We start from the raw sequence: 18,550 nt of genomic DNA on the forward strand, positions 1-18,550 counted from the left end.
CGGCGTCGGCCGAGAACATCCTGGGCGAACTGATCAGCGCCGGCGCGGTGGAATACACGAAATCCGGGTTGGTGGACACCGCCCAGGCCATGCACCTGTCGCCCTACGACATCCTGGTGGTGGCGTCGCTGGTACAGCAGGAAGCCAACTCGCAGGACTTCCCGAAGGTGGCCCAGGTCATCTACAACCGGCTGAACGCACACCACACGCTGGAATTCGATTCGACGGTGAACTATCCGCTGGACCGCCGCGAGGTGGCCACCAGCGACGCCGACCGGGCCCAGAAGACGCCGTGGAACACCTACGTCTCCCAGGGCCTGCCCGCCACCGCGATCTGTTCGCCCGGGCTCGACGCGCTGCGCGCCGCCGAGCATCCCGAGCCGGGGGACTGGCTGTATTTCGTCACCATCGACGCCCAGGGGACGACCCTGTTCACCAGGGACTACAAGCAGCATTTGGCCAACATCGAGCTGGCTAAGCACAACGGTGTCCTCGACAGCACGCCCCGCTAGCGCGGGCCCGAGAAAGGCGGCCGTGCTCGGCTCGCCGGTCGCGCATTCGAAGTCCCCCCAACTGCACCTGGCCGCGTACCACGCACTGGGCCTCGACGGGTGGACCTATGAGCGCATCGAGTGCGGCGCCGACGAGCTGCCGGGCGTGGTCGGCGGGTTGGGTCCGGAGTGGGTCGGCGTCTCGGTGACCATGCCGGGCAAGTTCGCCGCGCTGCGGTTCGCCGACGAGCACACCGACCGCGCGGCCCTGGTCGGCTCGGCCAACACACTGGTCCGCACGCCGCGGGGCTGGCGGGCGGACAACACCGATATCGACGGCGTGAGCGGGGCGGTCGGCTCGGCCTCGGGATGGGCTCTGGTCTGTGGATCGGGCGGCACCGCGCCGGCGGCCGTCGTGGGGCTGGCCGAACTCGGCGTGCCCGGCATCACCGTCGTCGCGCGCGATCCGGAGAAGGCGGCGCGGCTGGTGGAGCTGGGCGCCACGGTCGGCGTGGCGACGCGGTTCTGCGGGCTGGACGGCCCCGACGTTCAAGCGCTGGCCGACGAGGTGGCAGCCGCGGAGGTGCTGGTCAGCACGATCCCCGCCGACGTGGCCGCGCGGTACGCCGACACGTTCGCCCCGATCCCGGTGCTGCTGGACGCCGTCTACGACCCGTGGCCCACGCCGCTGGCCGCCGCGGTGGCCGCCGCCGGCGGCCGCGTCATCAGCGGGTTGCAGATGCTGCTGCATCAGGCGTTCGCGCAGGTCGAGCAGTTCACTGGGCTACCGGCGCCGCGCGAGGCGATGACTTGCGCCGCGGAGGCGCTGGATTAGCCTGCCGCGCATGCGGATCGCGACGGCTGCGCTGGTGCTGGCCTGGCTGGTGGTGTTGAGCTGCTACGACGTCCGCGAGCGCCGGTTGCCGAACCTGCTGACCCTGCCCGGGGCCGGTGCGATCCTGCTGACCGCCGCCGTCGCCGGGCACGGGCTGCCCGCGCTGGCCGGGGCGGCGGCGCTGGCCGGGCTGTATCTGCTGGTGCACCTGATGGCTCCAGCGGGAATGGGGGCGGGCGACGTCAAGCTGGCGATCGGCGTCGGCGGGTTGACCGGATGCTTCGGCGCGGGGGTCTGGTTTGTCGCGGCGCTGGCCGCGCCGTTGCTCACCGCGCTGTGGGGCGCGGTGCGTGGCAGGCGTTCCGTGCCGCACGGTCCGTCGATGTGCGTGGCCGCCGCCGGCGCGGCCGGGTTGGCTTTTCTGGGTTGAGCCCATGGGAAGATGGACGGGTGTTGCGCTGGATCACCGCCGGGGAATCGCATGGCCGCGCGCTGGTGGCCGTGGTGGAAGGCATGGTCGCCGGCGTCGAAGTGACGTCCACCGAAATCGGCGACCAGCTGGCCCGCCGCCGGCTGGGCTATGGCCGCGGCGCGCGGATGAAGTTCGAGCGCGACGAGGTGACCATCCTGTCCGGGATACGCCATGGCGTGACCCTGGGCGGTCCCATCGCCATCGAGATCGGCAACACCGAGTGGCCGAAGTGGGAAACGGTGATGGCCACCGACCCCGTCGACCCCGCGGAACTGGAAAACAGCGCCCGCAACGAACCGCTGACCCGGCCGCGGCCCGGCCATGCCGACTACGCCGGCATGCTCAAGTACGGCTTCGATGACGCCCGGCCGGTGCTGGAGCGGGCCAGCGCCCGCGAGACCGCCGCCCGCGTCGCGGCGGGGACGGTCGCCCGGGCGTTTCTGCGCCAGGCCCTCGGTGTCGAGGTGCTCTCGCACGTCATCACGATCGGGCCGTCGGCGCCCTACGACGGCCCGCCGCCGGGGCCACAAGACCTGCCCGCGATCGACGCCAGCCCGGTGCGCGCCTTCGACAAGGCCGCCGAGCAGGCCATGATCGCCGAGATCGAGGCGGCCAAGAAGGACGGCGACACCCTCGGCGGCGTGGTGGAAGTCGTGGCGCTGGGGCTACCGGTCGGGCTGGGGTCGTTCACCAGCGGCGACAACAAGCTCGACAGCCAGCTCGCGGCCGCGGTCATGGGCATCCAGGCGATCAAGGGTGTCGAGATCGGCGACGGTTTCGAAACCGCCCGCCGCCGCGGCAGCCGCGCCCACGACGAGATGTACCCGGGTCCCGACGGCGTCGTCCGCTCGACCAACCGGGCCGGCGGGATCGAGGGCGGCATGACCAACGGGCAGCCGTTGCGGGTGCGCGCCGCGATGAAGCCGATCTCCACCGTGCCGCGGGCGCTGGCCACCGTCGACATGGCGACCGGCGACGAGGCCGTCGCGATCCACCAGCGCTCGGATGTGTGCGCGGTGCCGGCCGCCGGGGTCGTCGTCGAGACCATGGTGGCGCTGGTGCTCGCGCGCGCGGCGCTGCAGAAGTTCGGCGGCGATTCGCTGACCGAAACCCGCCGCAACATAGACGCGTACCAGCGCGCGGTCGCCGATCGGGAGGCGCCGGCGGCCCACGCTCGATTGTTAGGGGGGTAGGCCTGCATGGCACCCAAGGCGGTACTCGTCGGATTGCCGGGCTCCGGCAAGTCCACGATCGGGCGGCGGCTGGCCAAGGCGCTGGGCGTCGGCCTGCTCGACACCGACGCCGCGATCGAGCAGCGGACCGGCCGCACCATCGCCGACATCTTCGCCGCCGACGGGGAGCAGGAGTTCCGCCGCATCGAGGAAGAGGTGGTGCGTGCGGCGCTGGCCGAGCACGACGGCGTGCTGTCGCTCGGCGGGGGAGCTGTCACCAGCCCGGGGGTGTGCGAGGCGCTCGCCGGGCACACCGTCGTCTACCTGGAGATCAGCGCCCGGGAAGGGGTGCGGCGCACCGGCGGCAACACGGTCCGGCCGTTGCTGGCCGGGCCGGACCGCGCCGAGAAATTCCGCGCGCTGATGGCCAAGCGGGTGCCGTTGTACCGGCGCGTCGCGACCATCCGCGTCAACACCAACCGCCGCAATCCCGGCGCGGTGGTCCGCCACATCGTCTCCCAGCTGCAGGCCCCCGCCCACGATTCCTGCAGGGCCGCAACATGACCGACACCCCCGCACCGGTCACCGTGCAGGTGGCCGTCGATCCGCCGTACCCGGTGGTGATCGGCACCGGGCTGCTGGGTGAGTTGGTCGACCTGCTGTCCGACCGGCATCGCGTCGCGATCCTGCACCAACCGGTGCTGGCGGAGACCGCGGAGGTGATGCGAAGTCACTTGGCCGACAAGGGCGTTGACGCGCATCGCATCGAAATCCCCGACGCCGAGGCGGGCAAGGACCTGCCCGTCGTGGGATTCATCTGGGAAGTGTTGGGCCGCATCGGGATCGGCCGCAAAGACGCACTGGTCAGCCTCGGCGGCGGCGCGGCCACCGACGTCGCCGGTTTCGCGGCGGCCACCTGGCTGCGCGGTGTCGACATCGTGCACGTGCCCACCACGCTGCTGGGCATGGTCGACGCGGCCGTCGGCGGCAAGACCGGCATCAACACCGACGCCGGCAAGAACCTCGTCGGCGCGTTTCACCAGCCGCTGGCCGTCCTCGCCGACCTGGCGACGCTGGAAACGTTGCCGCACAACGAAATCGCCGCCGGGATGGCCGAAGTGGTCAAGGCGGGATTCATCGCCGACCCGGTGATCCTCGACCTCATCGAAGCGGACCCGCAGGCCGCGCTGGATCCGGCCGGTGCGGTGCTGCCCGAGCTGATCCGGCGCGCCGTCGCCGTGAAGGCGGAGGTCGTCGCCGCCGACGAGAAGGAATCGGAGCTGCGCGAAATCCTGAACTACGGGCACACTTTGGCCCACGCGATCGAGCGCCGCGAGCGCTATCAGTGGCGGCACGGCGCCGCGGTGTCGGTGGGACTGGTGTTCGCCGCTGAGCTGTCGCGGCTGGCCGGCCGGCTGGACGACGCCACCGCGCAGCGGCACCGCACCATCCTGACGTCGCTCGGGTTGCCGGTCAGCTACGACGCCGACGCCCTGCCGCAGCTGCTGGAATACATGGCCGGTGACAAGAAGACCCGGGCCGGCGTGCTGCGGTTTGTGGTCCTCGACGGGCTGGCCAAGCCGGGCCGGTTGGTGGGGCCGGATCCGGGGCTGCTGGTAACCGCCTACTCGGGACTGGATAACTCATGACGGTGACGGTGCATGTCCTCAACGGCCCCAACCTCGGCCGGCTGGGCCGGCGCGAGCCCGACGTCTACGGCGACACCACCCACGAGCAGCTGGCCGAGCTGATCGAGCGCGAGGCCGCCGAACTCGGGCTCAAAGCCGTTGTGCGCCAAAGCGATAACGAAGGCCAGCTGCTGGACTGGATCCATCTTGCCGCCGATGCCGGTGAACCGGTGATCCTCAACGCCGGTGGGCTGACGCACACGTCGGTGGCGCTGCGCGACGCCTGCGCCGAATTGCGCGCACCCCTGATCGAGGTGCACATCTCCAATGTGCATGCGCGCGAAGAGTTCCGGCGCCACTCCTACATCAGTCCGGTCGCGACCGGAGTGATCGTCGGCCTGGGAGTCCAGGGCTACCTGCTCGCCCTGCGCTACCTGGCCAGCGACTGAGCGCTATTCCTTTTCCGAGCCCGGCCTGGCGTGCCTCGGGTCGGTGCGGATCGTCTCGGTCTTCGCGTCGTCGCCGGCCGTCGGGATCGTCTCGGTCGGCGCTTCGCGCCCGGCCGTCGGGATCGACTCGGTCGGGGCGGCCCGCGCGGCGGGGGCCCCCGCCGCGGTCCGCTCCTCGGTCTGGGCCTGCGCCGGTATCTCGCCGGTCGGCGCCTCGTCGGCGCGAACGGCGGTGAAGACGTCGGTGTCGGAGTCCCGTTCCTTCGCGGCGAGGCCGTGGTGTTTCTCCGGCTCTTTCTCGTACTGCCGGTCCACGCGCCAGCGGCCGATCGTCACCCCGATGATGCCGGACAGGAACACGACGAGCGCGGTGAACGCCGCGAACGTCGTCAGCTCGTTGAGCAGCCCCCCGGTGTACAGGCCCTTATAGAACAGGCCGATGAGCCAGGAGACGGCCCCGCTGACGACCCCGGCGACCAGGCCGGCCAGCAGCCAGGTCATCGCCAGGTCCTGCCGGCGGTCCGGATCCCGGTTGGCCGTGGCGTCGGCCCGGCCGTCGGTCACACCCCATATGGCCGTGCCGATGATGAACAGGAGCAGCAGCACCACGCTGATCCAAGCGGCCCATTCTTGCCAAGCGTTGATCATCGCCCCCTGCAGCAAGCGAACGATTACCATTCCCGCGGCTAGCCCCAATCCGCGCAGCATCCAGTTGCTCATGGGGGAAAAGCGTAGCGAGTACCGTCAAGACCTGTGACACATTCCCAGCGTCGAGGAAATCTGAAAGCGCAAATCCGGGCCGGCGGGCTGGACGCGATGCTGGTCACAGACCTGATCAACGTGCGCTACCTGTCGGGTTTCTCCGGGTCGAACGGCGCGTTGCTGGTCTTCGCCGACGATCGGGTGCCCATTTTGGCCACCGACGGTCGCTATCGCACCCAGGCGGCCGAGCAGGCACCCGACCTCGAAATCGCGATCGAGCGGGCGCTCGGGCGTCACCTGGTCGGTCAGGCCGCCGACGGCGGCGTGCGCAAGCTGGGCTTCGAAAGCAACGTGGTCACCGTCGACGGGTTCGACGCGCTCACCGGTGAGCTGGAGACCCGCGGCGGGGAAACCGAGCTGGTGCGAGCGGCGGGCACGGTCGAGGCACTGCGCGAGGTCAAAGACGCCGGCGAGCTGGCGCTGCTGCGGCTGGCCTGCGAGGCGGCCGATGCCGCGCTCGAGGATCTGGTGGCGCGCGGTGGCCTGCGGCCCGGACGAACGGAGCGTGAAGTCAGCCGCGAGCTGGAGGGCCTGATGCTCGACCACGGCGCCGACGCGATCTCGTTCGAGACGATCGTGGCCGCGGGCCCGAATTCCGCGATTCCGCACCACCGCCCGACCGACGCCGTGCTGGCCGACGGCGATTTCGTCAAGATCGACTTCGGCGCGCTGGTCGCCGGCTATCACTCGGACATGACGCGCACCTTCGTGCTGGGCAAGGCCGCCGACTGGCAGCTGGAGATCTATCGGCTGGTCGCCGACGCGCAGCGGGCCGGCCGGGAGGCGTTGCGGCCGGGCGCCGGCCTGCGCGAGGTCGACGCCGCGGCACGCCAGCTGATCGCCGACGCCGGTTATGGGGAGAACTTCGGCCATGGCCTGGGACATGGCGTGGGCCTGCAGATCCACGAGGCGCCGGGCATCGGGGCCACCTCGGCCGGCACGCTGCGCGCGGGCTCCGTCGTGACCGTCGAGCCGGGCGTCTACCTGCCCGGCCGTGGCGGTGTTCGCATCGAGGACACGTTGGTGGTGGCCGATGGACCGTCGGAGGACGGCGCCGGCCCGACTCCGGAGCTGCTGACCCGCTTCCCCAAGGAATTGGCGGTGCTCTCATGACGACGGTGAAGCAAGCGAGACCGTGGGTTCGGCTGTCCACCGGCGCGCTGGCCGCGGGGCTGGCCGTGTCCGCCCTCGGCCTGGCCGGCATCGCGGAGGCGGCGCCGGCGCCCACCAACCACTGGTGCCCGGGCCAGCAGTGGGACCCGGCCTGGGGCACCAACTACCACTGGGACTGGAACCAGTGCCACGACTGGCAGGGCCCCGCTCCGGCGGGCTGGGGACCCTGGGGACCCCCGCCGCCATGGGCGCCGCCGCCACCACCGCCACCGGCGTGGGCGCCGCAGGCTCACCTGATGTGGAACCCGACCGTCGGTCAATGGGGCTTCTTCAACAACGGCATCTGGACGTCGATCTAGCCGAGCGGCCCGCGCGGCCGAAATTTCTGCGGCCGTAGGATGTTCCACAGCATCCCGGCCATTTATGAGGAGATTCACCGACCGTGGCGAGCACTGCCGACTTCAAGAACGGCCTTGTCCTGGTAATCGACGGACAGCTGTGGACCATCACCGAGTTCCAGCACGTCAAACCCGGCAAGGGCCCGGCGTTCGTGCGCACCAAGCTGAAGAACGTCCTCTCCGGCAAGGTCGTCGACAAGACCTACAACGCCGGGGTGAAGGTGGAGACCGCCACGGTCGACCGCCGCGATACCACCTACCTCTACCGCGACGGCTCGGACTTCGTGTTCATGGACAGCCAGGACTACGAGCAGCACCACCTGCCCGATTCCCTGGTCGGCGACGATGCGCGGTTCCTGCTGGAGGGCCTGCCGGTGCAGGTGGCGTTCCACGACGGGTCGCCGCTGTACATCGAGCTGCCGGTGTCGGTCGAGCTCGAGGTCACCCACACCGAACCGGGCCTGCAGGGTGACCGCTCCAGCGCCGGCACCAAGCCGGCCACCCTGGAGACCGGCGCGCAGATCCAGGTGCCGCTGTTCATCAACACCGGAGACAAGCTGAAGGTCGACTCGCGCGACGGCAGCTACCTGGGACGCGTCAACGCGTGAGCAGGCCCGCCCGGCCTGTCAAAGGGCGCCATCAGGCCCGCAAACGCGCCGTCGACCTGTTGTTCGAGGCCGAGGCCCGCGGCCTGAGCCCGGCCGAGGTCGTCGACGTCCGCACCGCGCTGGCCGAGGCGAAACCGGATGTGGCACCGCTGCCGGCGTACACCCAGGCCGTGGCCCGCGGCGTCGGCGACCAGATGGCGCACATCGACGACCTGATCAGCTCGCACCTGCAGGGCTGGACCCTGGACCGGCTGCCCGCGGTGGATCGCGCCATCCTGCGGGTCTCGGTGTGGGAGCTGCTGTATGCCGACGACGTGCCGGAGCCGGTCGCCGTCGACGAGGCCGTGCAGCTGGCCAAGGAGCTCTCCACCGACGATTCGCCGGGCTTCATCAACGGCGTGCTGGGCCAGGTCATGCTGGTCACGCCGCAGATCCGGGCGGCCGCCCAGGCCCTTGGTGGGCCCGAGAAGTGACCCGGCTGGAGCTGCGCGTCGTCGTCGCCGCCTGCCTGGCCGCGACGGTGGTGCTGGGCGCGGTGGTGTGTGCCGCCTACGGCTGGACCATCGTCGCGTCGGTGCTCTCGATCTACGCGCTGGGCGTCGGGGCCTGGCTGTATCACTCGATCGAGCGCCTGATCGTGGCCCGCCGCATCAGCACGGTCCGCTCGGCGGCCAAGCCGCTGCAGCCGCTGTTGCCGGTGATGGCCGCCCTCATGGGCCTGACGCAGGCCGTGGTGCGCTCGCTCACCGATGTCACCGACCTCCCGGGCCGCCGCTGGGAGCTTCCGGTGCTGAAGTGGGTGGACAACACCCGCGCCAACCGGCGGGTAATAGAGGGTGACGACGAGTCGGACAGCTGACCGCCGCCCCCGAATCCTGGGCGAAAAGATTCCGTGCGCACCGCAGGCGGGTGACAATACTTGCTGGATCACTTGCTGGATCCCGCGGAAGGTGACGACATGACCCGAGACAGTGCCCATCCGCGGCGACTTCGCGTCTCCGCGCTGGCGGCCGTCGCCAACCCGTCGTACACCCGCGTCGACACGTGGAACCTGCTCGACGACGCCTGCCGTCACCTCGCCGAGGTCGACCTCGCGGGACTGGACATCGCCCATGACATGGCGCGGGTGAAGCGTTTGATGGACCGCATCGGCGCCTACGAGCGGTACTGGCTGTATCCGGGCGCGGAGAATCTGGCGACCTTCCGCGCGCACCTGGAGAGCAAGTCCACGGTGCGGCTGTCCGAGGAGGTGTCGCTGGCCGCGCGGCTGCTGTGCGAATACGGCGACCGCGCAGGGCTTTTCGACACGTCCGCCCCGCTGGCCGACCAGGAGCTGGTGGCGCGGGCCAAGCAGCAGCAGTTCTACACCGTGCTGCTCGCCGACGACGCCCCGATGACCGCGCCCGACAGCCTGGCGGAATGTCTGCGGGCGCTGCGCTCCGCGTCCGACGACGTCCAGTTCGAGCTGCTGGTCGTGCCCAGCGTCGAGGACGCCATCACCGCCGTCGCGCTCAACGGCGAGATCCAGGCCGCGATCATCCGCCACGACCTGCCGCTGCGGTCGCGCGACCGGGTGCCGCTGATGAACACGCTGCTCGGGCCGAACGATTCGGCGGCGGGCGGTGTGGTACCCGATTGCCCGGACGACTGGGTCGAATGCGGCGAGTGGATCCGCGAACTGCGGCCCCACATCGACCTTTACCTGCTCACCGACGAGTCGATCGCGGCGGGCAACATTGACGAGCCGGATGTCTACGACCGGACGTTCTACCGGCTCAACGACGTCACCGACCTGCACAGCACCGTGCTCGCGGGTCTGCGGAACCGGTTCGCCACACCGTTTTTCGACGCGTTGCGGGCCTATGCGGCTGCACCGGTCGGTCAGTTTCACGCCCTTCCCGTCGCCCGGGGCGCCAGCATCTTCAATTCCAAGTCGCTGCAGGACATGGGAGAGTTCTACGGCCGCAACATCTTCATGGCCGAGACGTCGACCACCTCGGGTGGCCTGGACTCGCTGCTGGACCCGCACGGCAACATCAAGAAGGCGATGGACAAGGCCGCGAAAACGTGGAACGCCGACCACACCTACTTCGTCACCAACGGAACCTCGACGGCCAACAAGATCGTCGTGCAGTCCCTGACCCGGCCGGGCGACATCGTCCTGATCGACCGCAACTGCCACAAGTCGCATCACTACGGCCTGGTGCTGGCCGGCGCGTATCCGCTGTACCTCGACGCATATCCGTTGCCGCAGTTCGCGATTTACGGGGCGGTGTCGCTGGAGACGATCAAGAAGACGCTGCTGGACCTCGAGGCGGCCGGGCAGCTGCACCGGGTGCGCATGCTGTTGCTCACCAACTGCACGTTCGACGGCGTCGTCTACAACCCGCGCCGCGTGATGGAGGAGGTGCTGGCGATCAAGCCGGACATCTGCTTCCTGTGGGACGAGGCGTGGTACGCGTTCGCCACCGCCGTGCCGTGGGCCCGGCAGCGCACCGCCATGGTGTCCGCCGATCGCCTCTACCAGATGCTGTCGTCGCCGGAATACGCTGAGGAATACCGCAATTGGGCCGCCTCCATGCAGGGCGTCGACCGGTCCGAGTGGCTGCACCGCCGGCTGCTGCCCGACCCCGCGGCCGCGCGGGTCCGGGTATACGCGACGCACTCCACGCACAAGTCGTTGTCGGCGCTTCGGCAGGCGTCGATGATCCACGTGCGCGACCAGGATTTCAACGCGCGCGCCCGCGACGCGTTCGGGGAGGCGTTCCTGACACACACCTCGACCTCGCCCAACCAGCAACTCCTCGCGTCGCTGGACCTGGCGCGCCGGCAGGTGGACATCGAGGGATTCCAACTGGTCCGGCTGGTCTACAACATGGCGCTGACCTTCCGAGGCCGGGTCCGCAAGGACCGGCTGATCAGCAAGTGGTTCCGCATCCTCGACGAGTCGGACCTGGTGCCCGACGAGTTCCGGGCATCCCATGTCAGCTCGTTCCGCCAGGTCGTACAGGGCGCGCAGGCCGAGTGGAACGAGGCGTGGCGCTCCGACGAGTTCGTGCTGGATCCGACGCGGGTCACGCTGTTCGTCGGCAAGACCGGGATGAACGGATACGACTTCCGCGAGAAGATCCTGATGGAGCGGTTCGGCATCCAGATCAACAAGACGTCGATCAACAGCGTGCTGCTGATCTTCACGATCGGCGTGACGTGGTCCAGCGTGCATTATCTGCTCGACGTGCTGCGCCGGATCGCCACCGATTTCGACCACATCCAGAACGCCGCCAGCGCCGCCGACTGGTCGCTGCACGACCGCCACGTCGAGGAGATCACCCAGGACCTGCCGCACCTGCCGGACTTCAGCGAGTTCGACATCGCCTTCCGTCCCGTCGACGCCTGCGCGTTCGGTGACACGCGGTCGGCTTTCTACGCGGGATACGAGGAGTCCGACCGCGAGTACGTACTGATCGGCACTGCCGGGCGACGTCTGGCCGAGGGCAAGACCCTGGTGTCCACCACGTTCGTGGTGCCCTACCCGCCCGGTTTCCCGGTGCTGGTCCCCGGTCAGGTGGTCTCCAAGGAGATCGTCTACTTCCTGGCCCAGCTCGACGTGAAGGAGATTCACGGGTACAACCCGGAACTCGGGTTGTCGGTGTTCACCCCGGAGGCGCTGGCCCGCATGGAGGCGCAACGTAACGCGGCGATGGCGGCGGTGGGTTCGGCGTTCCCGGTCTTCGAGCTGCCTTCGGATGCCAAGGCCATCAACGGCGCAACCACCTCTCCCAACGGGGGTTCTACTCACGGGGATCGCAAAGGCGGTGTCTCGTCCGAGGTGGCGCAATAGCCGATCGCGCCAGGGTTTTTCCTGGTCGCGGCCAAATACGGACCGGCGCAATAAACTGATCCGCCCGCCGGCGCCACACTCGCCGGCCCCCAATGTGCCCGCGACCGGCATTAGCGTGACGGCGTGGCCGACGCCATACCGATCTCGCGTCTCGAGGGCTCCCGGGCCAACCGTGCCCGCCGGGCCGCCGACGTGTTGCGTCAGCAGATTCACGCGGGCGCCTACGCCGACGGGCTGCCCGCCGAAAACGACTTGGCGGCCGAATTCCTGGTCTCGCGCAACACGATTCGCGAGGCGCTGGGCATCCTGAAGAACGAGGGGCTGATCGACCGCGGCCCCAAAGTCGGCACGCATGTGGCCCAGCGCAAATGCGACCATCGGCTCGACGCGCTGCTGGGACTGAAGGAAACGTTCAAAGACCTCGGCGAAGTTCGCAACGAGGTGCGGGCGGCGATGCCGGTGACGGCGCCGCCGTCGGTGGCCCGCCGCCTGGGGCTGCAACCCGGCGACGAGGCGGTGTTCGTCGAGCGGTTGCGCTACCTCGGAGACCTGCCGCTGAGTCTCGACCTGACCTACCTCGCCCCGGACATCGGAAGCCGCATCCTGGGCCATCACCTGGAAACCAACGACCTGTTCGCCCTCATCGAGCAGGTGAGCGGGCAGCGGCTGGGTTCGGCGTCGTTGGCGCTGGAAGCCATCCCCGCCGACGCGCACTCGGCGGCCGCGCTCCAGGTGCCCGACGGGGCCGCGCTGCTCATGCTGGAGCGGCTCACCAGCCTCGACGACGGCAGGCCCGTCGACCTGGAGTACATCCGGATGCGAGGCGATCGAATCACCATGCGCGGCAACCTGATAAGGAGCAATCCATGACCCTGGTCAACCACCGCGCCGACGTGCCCGTGACGATCGACGAATCGCTGTGCATCGACGGCTGCACCCTGTGCGTGGAGATCTGTCCGCTTGATGCGCTGGCCATCAACCCCGACACCGGGAAGGCCTACATGCACGTCGACGAATGCTGGTACTGCGGCCCGTGCGCGGCCCGCTGCCCGACCGGCGCCGTCACCGTCAACATGCCCTACCTCCTACGCTGATGAAACGCCAAGCCACACGGCTGATCTCGATGGCAGCCGTTATCGTCGCCGCCGTCTCGGGCTGCTCGCTGGAATCGCTGTCGCAGTCATCCGGCGTGGTCAACGTCGTCGTGGGCTATCAGTCCAAGACCATCAACACCGTGACCGCGGGCACGCTGCTGCGCGCCCAGGGCTACCTGGAGCGCCGGCTCGCCGACATCACCACCCGCACCGGCACCAAATACGCGGTGCGGTGGCAGGACTACGACACCGGCGCCCCGATCACCGCGCAGATGCTCGCCGAGAAGATCGACATCGGCTCGATGGGTGACTACCCGATGCTGATCAACGGCTCCAAGACGCAGGCCAATCCGCTGGCCCGCACCGAGATGGTGTCCGTCACCGGCTACAACCCCAAGGGCGCGCTGAACATGGTGGTGGTCGCGCCCAATTCGCCTGCCACCGGGCTAGCCGACCTGGCCGGTGCGAAGGTCTCGGCCAGCGTCGGTTCGGCCGGGCACGGCACCCTGGTGCGCGCGCTGGACAAGGCCCGGATCAACGGCGTCGAGGTGCTCAACCAGCAGCCTCAGATCGGTGCGTCCGCTCTGGAATCCGGTCAGGTACAGGCGCTTTCGCAGTTCGTCGCCTGGCCCGGGCTGCTCGTCTTCCAGGGCAAGGCCAAGCTGCTCTACGACGGGGCCGAGCTGAACGTGCCCACCCTGCACGGCGTGGTGGTGCGGCGCTCCTACGCGTCGGCGCATCCGGAGGTGCTGGCGGCCTTCCTGCAGGCCCAGCTGGACGCCACCGATTTCCTCAACGCCAAGCCGCTGGAGGCGGCCCGCATTGTGTCCCAAGCGGCCGGGCTTGCGCAGGAAGTGGTTTATCTCTACAACGGTCCCGGCGGCACGTCGTTCGACACCACCCTGAAACCGTCGCTGGCCGACGCGCTGAAAAACGATGTGCCCTACCTGAAGTCGATCGGCGACTTCGCCGACCTCGACGTTGCCGGGTTCGTCCAAGACGAGGCGCTGCGCGCGGTGTTCGCGGCCCGCGGCCTGAACTACGACGCGGCCCGGGCGGCCACCGCCAACCCCTCGGCGCTGCGCGGCGATCCCGCCCGGGCGAGCGAATTGTGGCTGGACGGATCCGACGCGACGCAAACGTTCGCCGACCCGACCGGCCTGCTGCGGGCGGTCCGGGACGCCACCGCGCGCGGCGCCAAGGTCCGGGCCGCCTACGTTCCCGACGCCGAGCTGGGCACCCGCTGGTTCGCCGACAAGGCGGCCTGGGTGCGCGACGGCCAGAAATTCCTGCCCTTCGGCACCCCGGCCGGGGCGCGTCGCTACCTCGCCGCGCACCCGGGCAGCGTGACCGTGAATTACCAAGAGGCACTGGGAGGTTCGGTATGACCTTAGATGCAAGCCCGACATTGATCGAACCGGTTGTCGGGGCGGCCACGTTGCCGACATTCGCGCGGCCGCGGCGGATCGCCTCGCCATGGCGGTCGCGGCTGCTGCAGGTGGCGTCGGTGGCAGCCGCCGTCGGAGTGTGGCAGGTGCTCACCGCCGGCAAGGTGCGGCTGCTGCTGCGATTCGACACATTGCCGACCGTCACCCAGATCATGTCCGCGCTGCACCGCCGGCTCGGCGCCTACGAGTACTGGCTCGACCTGGCGCAGTCGTTGATCCGCATCCTCACCGGCTTCGGGCTGGCCGCGGTGATCGGCGTCGCGACGGGTGTACTGCTGGGCCGCTCGCGGTTGTTCGCCGACCTGTTCGGCCCGCTGGCGGAGCTGGCCAGGCCCGTTCCCGCCATCGCGCTGGTGCCGGTCGCGATCCTGCTGTTCCCCACCGACGAGGCCGGCATCGTGTTCATCACCTTTCTCGCGGCCTACTTTCCGATCATGGTCAGCACCCGGCACGCGGTGCGCGCGCTGCCCACGTTGTGGGAGGACTCGGTGCGAACCCTGGGCGGCGGCCGGTGGGAGGTGCTGCGGCAGGTCGTGCTGCCGGGCATCCTGCCCGGAGTGTTCGGCGGGCTGTCGGTCGGCATGGGCGTCGCCTGGATCTGCGTGATCTCCGCGGAGATGATCTCCGGCCGCCTCGGGGTGGGCTATCGCACCTGGCAGGAGTACACCGTGCTGGCCTACCCCCAGGTTTTCGTCGGCATCATCACCATCGGGGTGCTGGGCTTCTCGACGGCCGCGGCCGTCGAACTGGTGGGCCGGCGGGTGACGCGCTGGCTGCCGCGTGCACAGGCGCAGTCGCGGTGACCGCGACAAATCGGGGCATGAGCCTCGAGCTGGATCGGGTTCGGTTGTCCTACACCGGAACCCCGGTCATCGACGGGTTAAGCCTGGCGGTGCGGCCGGGGGAGATCCTGGTGCTCACCGGGCCCTCGGGCTGCGGCAAGTCGACGGTGCTGCGCGCGCTGGCCGGCCTGCTGTCACCCGACGACGGACGGGTGCTGGCCGACGGCGTACCGGTCACCACCACCTCGGGCGACCGCGGCATGGTGTTCCAGGACAACGCGTTGCTGCCGTGGCGCACCGTGCGGTCCAACATCGAACTGGCGCTGCGGCTGCGCGGCGAACCACGCGCCACCCGGCGCGCGGCGGCCGAGCGCTGGATCGACGAGCTCGAGCTCCGCGGTTTCGGCGACTACCTGCCCAAGAGCCTCTCGGGCGGCATGCGCCAGCGCGTCCAGCTGGCCCGCGGCCTGGCCGGAGCCCCGCGCGCGGTGATGATGGACGAGCCGTTCGGGGCGCTGGACACCCAAACCCGCGCCGCCATGCAGCGATTGCTCATCGAAACCTGGCGCACCCACCCGACGACGATCGTCTTCGTCACGCACGACGTGGACGAGGCGCTGGCGCTGGGGGACCGGATCGTGGTGCTGGGCCGGGCCGGCGAGCCAACGCGCGCTGTGCTCAAGGTGCCGGAGCCCCGCGCCGACCTGCCGCGCCCCGCGCTGCGCGCGGAAATCATTGCCGCCCTGAACCATTCGGCGGCGGCCTGATGCAGGTTCCGGATCTGGCGCCGGTCCGCCTCGACTGTGACGTGCTGGTGATCGGCGGCGGCACCGCGGGCACGATGGCGGCACTGTCCGCCGCGGAGCACGGCGCGCGGGTGCTGCTGCTGGAGAAGGCGCACGTGCGGCACTCCGGAGCGCTGGCGATGGGCATGGACGGGGTCAACAACGCCGTCATCCCGGGCAAGGCCGAACCGGAGGACTATGTCGCCGAGATCACCCGCGCCAACGACGGAATCGTCAACCAGCGCACCGTCTATCAGACGGCGTCGCGCGGGTTCGCGATGGTGCAGCGCCTGGAGCGCTACGGGGTGAAGTTCGAGAAGGACGAGCACGGCGAGTACGCGGTGCGCCGGGTGCACCGCTCGGGCTCGTACGTGCTGCCCATGCCCGAGGGCAAGGACGTCAAGAAGGCGCTGTATCGCGTGCTGCGGCAGCGGTCGATGCGCGAGAGGATCCGCATCGAGAACCGCCTGATGCCGGTGCGCGTGCTGGTGCAGGACGGCCGGGCCGTCGGCGCCGCCGCCTTGCACACGCGCACCGGTGAGTTCTACGCGATCGGCGCCAGGGCGGTCGTCCTGGCGACGGGGGCGTGCGGCCGGCTCGGTCTGCCCGCCTCGGGTTACCTGTACGGCACGTATGAGAACCCGACCAACGCCGGCGACGGGTACGCGATGGCCTACCACGCGGGCGCGGAGCTGTCGGGAATCGAGTGCTTCCAAGTCAATCCGCTGATCAAGGACTACAACGGCCCGGCCTGCGCGTACGTGGCCAATCCGTTCGGCGGCTACCAGGTCAACGCCCTGGGGGAGCGGTTCGTCGACTCCGACTACTGGTCGGGGCAGATGATGGCCGAGGTCAAGAGCGAGATCGACTCCGCGCGCGGGCCCATCTACCTCAAGGTGTCGCACCTGCCCGACGAGACGCTGACCGCGCTGGAGAACATCCTGCACACCACCGAACGGCCGACCCGCGGCACGTTCCACGCTAACCGCGGGCATGACTACCGCACCCATGACGTAGAGATGCATATCTCCGAAATCGGCTTGTGCAGCGGCCATTCCGCGTCCGGGGTCTGGGTCGACGAACACGCACGCACCACGGTGCCCGGGTTGTACGCCGCGGGGGACCTGGCCTGCGTGCCGCACAACTACATGATCGGGGCGTTCGTGTTCGGCGACCTCGCCGGCACGCACGCCGCATCGACGCTGGGCGAAGTCCCTGCGCCACAGGACCTCCCGGACGATCAGCTGGCCGACGCCCACGAGCTGATCTACCGGCCGCTGCGGCACCCGGACGGGCCTCCGCAGCCGCAGGTGGAATACAAGCTGCGCCGCTTCGTCAACGACTATGTCGCGCCCCCGAAGACGGCGGCCAAGCTGTCCATCGCGGTGCGCACGTTCGACCGGATGCGCGGCGAGATCGCCGAGATCGGCGCCCACAACCCCCATGAGCTGATGCGCGCGGTGGAGGTGTCGTTCATCCGCGACTGCGCCGAGATGGCGGCGCGGTCGTCGCTGACCCGGACCGAGTCGCGGTGGGGCCTCTACCACGACCGCGCCGACCTGCCCGGGCGCGACGACAGCCAATGGGGCTATCACCTCAACCTGCGCAAGGGGACCGACGGCGCGATGGTGTTCCTCAAGCGCCCGGTGGCCCCGTATTTCGTGTCGGTGCCCGAGCTAGACGGCCTGCCGCCGGTGGATCAGACGGTCCACGAGGTGGAGCAGCCGCCGCTCGTGGGTGGTCAAGCCCCGGCCACCGCCGTCTCCCGAATCGTTTCGCCGGCAACGGTATTCGAACCGCCGTCGCCGCGCATCGCCGAGGTCCTCGCGCTGGAGGAGCCGACGATCGCCGACCTGCAGCCCTACCTGCGCGACGGGGATCCAGGGGTGCGCCGAACCGCGGTGGCCACGCTCACCGAGCACATGCCCGACGGATACGCGCCGGCGCTGTTCGCCGCGCTGGACGACGCCGATGCCGGGGTGCGCCGCACCGCCGCCGAGGGCATTCGCGAGCTCGTCGAAGTGCTGCCCGACCCGGCCACGGCCCGCGCGCACCTGTCCTCCCGCGACATGGTGGTGCGCGCGGCGTCGGTGTATCTGCTCGCGGCGCGCCGCGCCGGTGCGGCCGGCCAATATCGCCGCGCGCTCGAGGATCCCGACCATCGGGTGCGCATCGAGGCGGTGCGGGCGTTGGTGTCGGTCGACGACGTGGCCGGGGTCGTCGCTGCCACCGGCGACGAGAGCCGGGAGGTCCGCATCGCGGCGGCCGCCGGCCTGGCCACGCTGCGCGGCGGCCACGACGCGGTGGCCGTGCTTGTCGGCGACCCGGATCCGCTGGTGCGCGCGGCGGCGCTGGCCGCGCTGGGCGAATTAGGCTGCGGCGAAGGTGATTTCGCCGCCGTCGAAAAGGCGTTGCGGGCACCTGCCTGGCAGGTGCGCGAAGGCGCGGCCCGGGCGCTCAAGGGCGCATCAGCCGAACTCGCCGTCCCCCGGTTGGCCGAGGCGCTCGCCGACGCCCACCTCGATGTGCGCAAGGCCGCGGTGCTCAGCCTCACCCGGTGGGCCGGCGAACCCGCCGCCCGCGATGCGCTCGGGATCGCGCTCAAGGACGGCGACGCCGACGTGCGGGCCTACGCACGCCGGGCCCTGGAGGAGGGATAAGGCGTCGTCGTC

General features: G+C 69.9%; 20 protein-coding genes. 19 read left to right on the forward strand and 1 reads right to left on the reverse strand.

Features of this window, described 5'->3' with window-relative positions; genetic code table 11:
* The 7 genes from A5736_RS24835 to aroQ all read left to right on the forward strand — a co-directional run.
* A partial coding sequence (locus tag A5736_RS24835) for an endolytic transglycosylase MltG (protein ID WP_175611378.1) occupies positions 1–512 on the forward strand: 512 nt, incomplete at its 5' end.
* Entirely contained in the window at positions 487–1,326 is an 840-nt protein-coding gene (locus A5736_RS24840) for a shikimate dehydrogenase (protein ID WP_076124937.1), read from the forward strand. The genes A5736_RS24835 and A5736_RS24840, both read left to right, overlap by 26 nt.
* Before the next feature lie 10 nt (positions 1,327–1,336).
* Positions 1,337–1,756, forward strand: coding sequence for an A24 family peptidase (locus A5736_RS24845; RefSeq protein WP_076249134.1), 420 nt, complete (start codon positions 1,337–1,339; stop codon positions 1,754–1,756).
* Between the two features lie 20 nt (positions 1,757–1,776).
* Complete coding sequence (gene aroC / locus A5736_RS24850) at positions 1,777–2,991, forward strand: chorismate synthase (protein ID WP_076249135.1); 1,215 nt, start codon at positions 1,777–1,779, stop codon at positions 2,989–2,991.
* 6 nt (positions 2,992–2,997) lie between these two features.
* The gene (locus A5736_RS24855; RefSeq protein ID WP_076124945.1) at positions 2,998–3,534 is read left to right on the forward strand and encodes a shikimate kinase; all 537 of its coding nucleotides are present in this window, start codon (positions 2,998–3,000) and stop codon (positions 3,532–3,534) included.
* The gene (gene aroB, locus A5736_RS24860) at positions 3,531–4,619 is read left to right on the forward strand and encodes a 3-dehydroquinate synthase (protein WP_076124947.1); all 1,089 of its coding nucleotides are present in this window, start codon (positions 3,531–3,533) and stop codon (positions 4,617–4,619) included. Before A5736_RS24855 ends, aroB begins: the two co-directional genes overlap by 4 nt.
* Positions 4,616–5,047 (forward strand): type II 3-dehydroquinate dehydratase, encoded by a 432-nt coding sequence (aroQ, locus tag A5736_RS24865; RefSeq protein WP_076064777.1) that lies wholly within the window; start codon positions 4,616–4,618, stop codon positions 5,045–5,047. Before aroB ends, aroQ begins: the two co-directional genes overlap by 4 nt.
* A gap of 3 nt (positions 5,048–5,050) precedes the next feature.
* Here the strand turns inward: aroQ and A5736_RS24870 are convergent, their stop codons facing one another.
* On the reverse strand, positions 5,051–5,767 hold the full coding sequence (locus A5736_RS24870; RefSeq protein ID WP_076249136.1) for a B-4DMT family transporter: 717 nt from the start codon (positions 5,765–5,767) through the stop codon (positions 5,051–5,053).
* Between the two features lie 33 nt (positions 5,768–5,800).
* On the opposite strand from A5736_RS24870, the gene A5736_RS24875 reads away from it, so the two are divergent.
* From A5736_RS24875 to A5736_RS24930, 12 genes are all read left to right on the forward strand, one after another.
* Complete coding sequence (locus A5736_RS24875; protein WP_076124953.1) at positions 5,801–6,922, forward strand: Xaa-Pro peptidase family protein; 1,122 nt, start codon at positions 5,801–5,803, stop codon at positions 6,920–6,922.
* Positions 6,919–7,281: a hypothetical protein gene (locus A5736_RS24880; RefSeq protein ID WP_076124955.1), complete on the forward strand. Its 363-nt coding sequence runs from the start codon at positions 6,919–6,921 to the stop codon at positions 7,279–7,281. The genes A5736_RS24875 and A5736_RS24880 overlap by 4 nt, the downstream gene beginning before the upstream one ends.
* A gap of 83 nt (positions 7,282–7,364) precedes the next feature.
* Positions 7,365–7,928, forward strand: coding sequence for an elongation factor P (gene efp / locus A5736_RS24885; protein WP_076124957.1), 564 nt, complete (start codon positions 7,365–7,367; stop codon positions 7,926–7,928).
* The gene (gene nusB / locus A5736_RS24890) at positions 7,925–8,401 is read left to right on the forward strand and encodes a transcription antitermination factor NusB (RefSeq protein WP_076124960.1); all 477 of its coding nucleotides are present in this window, start codon (positions 7,925–7,927) and stop codon (positions 8,399–8,401) included. Before efp ends, nusB begins: the two co-directional genes overlap by 4 nt.
* On the forward strand, positions 8,398–8,787 hold the full coding sequence (locus tag A5736_RS24895; RefSeq protein WP_076124962.1) for an antitermination protein NusB: 390 nt from the start codon (positions 8,398–8,400) through the stop codon (positions 8,785–8,787). Before nusB ends, A5736_RS24895 begins: the two co-directional genes overlap by 4 nt.
* 99 nt (positions 8,788–8,886) lie before the next feature.
* Positions 8,887–11,769, forward strand: coding sequence for an aminotransferase class I/II-fold pyridoxal phosphate-dependent enzyme (locus A5736_RS24900; RefSeq protein ID WP_076125090.1), 2,883 nt, complete (start codon positions 8,887–8,889; stop codon positions 11,767–11,769).
* Between the two features lie 135 nt (positions 11,770–11,904).
* Positions 11,905–12,639, forward strand: coding sequence for a GntR family transcriptional regulator (locus tag A5736_RS24905; protein WP_371328413.1), 735 nt, complete (start codon positions 11,905–11,907; stop codon positions 12,637–12,639).
* On the forward strand, positions 12,636–12,863 hold the full coding sequence (locus tag A5736_RS24910; protein ID WP_076124966.1) for a ferredoxin family protein: 228 nt from the start codon (positions 12,636–12,638) through the stop codon (positions 12,861–12,863). The genes A5736_RS24905 and A5736_RS24910 overlap by 4 nt, the downstream gene beginning before the upstream one ends.
* Positions 12,863–14,251 (forward strand): ABC transporter substrate-binding protein, encoded by a 1,389-nt coding sequence (locus A5736_RS24915; protein ID WP_076249138.1) that lies wholly within the window; start codon positions 12,863–12,865, stop codon positions 14,249–14,251. The genes A5736_RS24910 and A5736_RS24915 overlap by 1 nt, the downstream gene beginning before the upstream one ends.
* A complete protein-coding gene (locus A5736_RS24920; protein ID WP_076249139.1) occupies positions 14,248–15,114 on the forward strand; it encodes an ABC transporter permease in 867 nt (288 codons plus the stop codon). Before A5736_RS24915 ends, A5736_RS24920 begins: the two co-directional genes overlap by 4 nt.
* A 17-nt stretch (positions 15,115–15,131) precedes the next feature.
* Positions 15,132–15,860 (forward strand): ABC transporter ATP-binding protein, encoded by a 729-nt coding sequence (locus tag A5736_RS24925; RefSeq protein ID WP_076249140.1) that lies wholly within the window; start codon positions 15,132–15,134, stop codon positions 15,858–15,860.
* Positions 15,860–18,538 (forward strand): fumarate reductase/succinate dehydrogenase flavoprotein subunit, encoded by a 2,679-nt coding sequence (locus A5736_RS24930; RefSeq protein ID WP_076249141.1) that lies wholly within the window; start codon positions 15,860–15,862, stop codon positions 18,536–18,538. The genes A5736_RS24925 and A5736_RS24930 overlap by 1 nt, the downstream gene beginning before the upstream one ends.
* Positions 18,539–18,550 lie beyond the last annotated feature (12 nt).

It is taken from the genome of Mycobacterium sp. SP-6446, assembly GCF_001954045.1.
Classification (GTDB): Bacteria; Actinomycetota; Actinomycetes; order Mycobacteriales; family Mycobacteriaceae; genus Mycobacterium.

Coding starts and splice junctions, on each gene's coding strand:
- A5736_RS24845 (WP_076249134.1), top strand. CDS start 1,337: ATGCGGATCGCGACGGCTGCGCTGGTGCTGGCCTGGCTGGTGGTGTTG.
- A5736_RS24855 (WP_076124945.1), top strand. CDS start 2,998: ATGGCACCCAAGGCGGTACTCGTCGGATTGCCGGGCTCCGGCAAGTCC.
- aroB (WP_076124947.1), top strand. CDS start 3,531: ATGACCGACACCCCCGCACCGGTCACCGTGCAGGTGGCCGTCGATCCG.
- aroQ (WP_076064777.1), top strand. CDS start 4,616: ATGACGGTGACGGTGCATGTCCTCAACGGCCCCAACCTCGGCCGGCTG.
- A5736_RS24870 (WP_076249136.1), bottom strand. CDS start 5,767: ATGAGCAACTGGATGCTGCGCGGATTGGGGCTAGCCGCGGGAATGGTA.
- A5736_RS24880 (WP_076124955.1), top strand. CDS start 6,919: ATGACGACGGTGAAGCAAGCGAGACCGTGGGTTCGGCTGTCCACCGGC.
- A5736_RS24900 (WP_076125090.1), top strand. CDS start 8,887: ATGACCCGAGACAGTGCCCATCCGCGGCGACTTCGCGTCTCCGCGCTG.
- A5736_RS24910 (WP_076124966.1), top strand. CDS start 12,636: ATGACCCTGGTCAACCACCGCGCCGACGTGCCCGTGACGATCGACGAA.
- A5736_RS24915 (WP_076249138.1), top strand. CDS start 12,863: ATGAAACGCCAAGCCACACGGCTGATCTCGATGGCAGCCGTTATCGTC.
- A5736_RS24920 (WP_076249139.1), top strand. CDS start 14,248: ATGACCTTAGATGCAAGCCCGACATTGATCGAACCGGTTGTCGGGGCG.
- A5736_RS24925 (WP_076249140.1), top strand. CDS start 15,132: ATGAGCCTCGAGCTGGATCGGGTTCGGTTGTCCTACACCGGAACCCCG.
- A5736_RS24930 (WP_076249141.1), top strand. CDS start 15,860: ATGCAGGTTCCGGATCTGGCGCCGGTCCGCCTCGACTGTGACGTGCTG.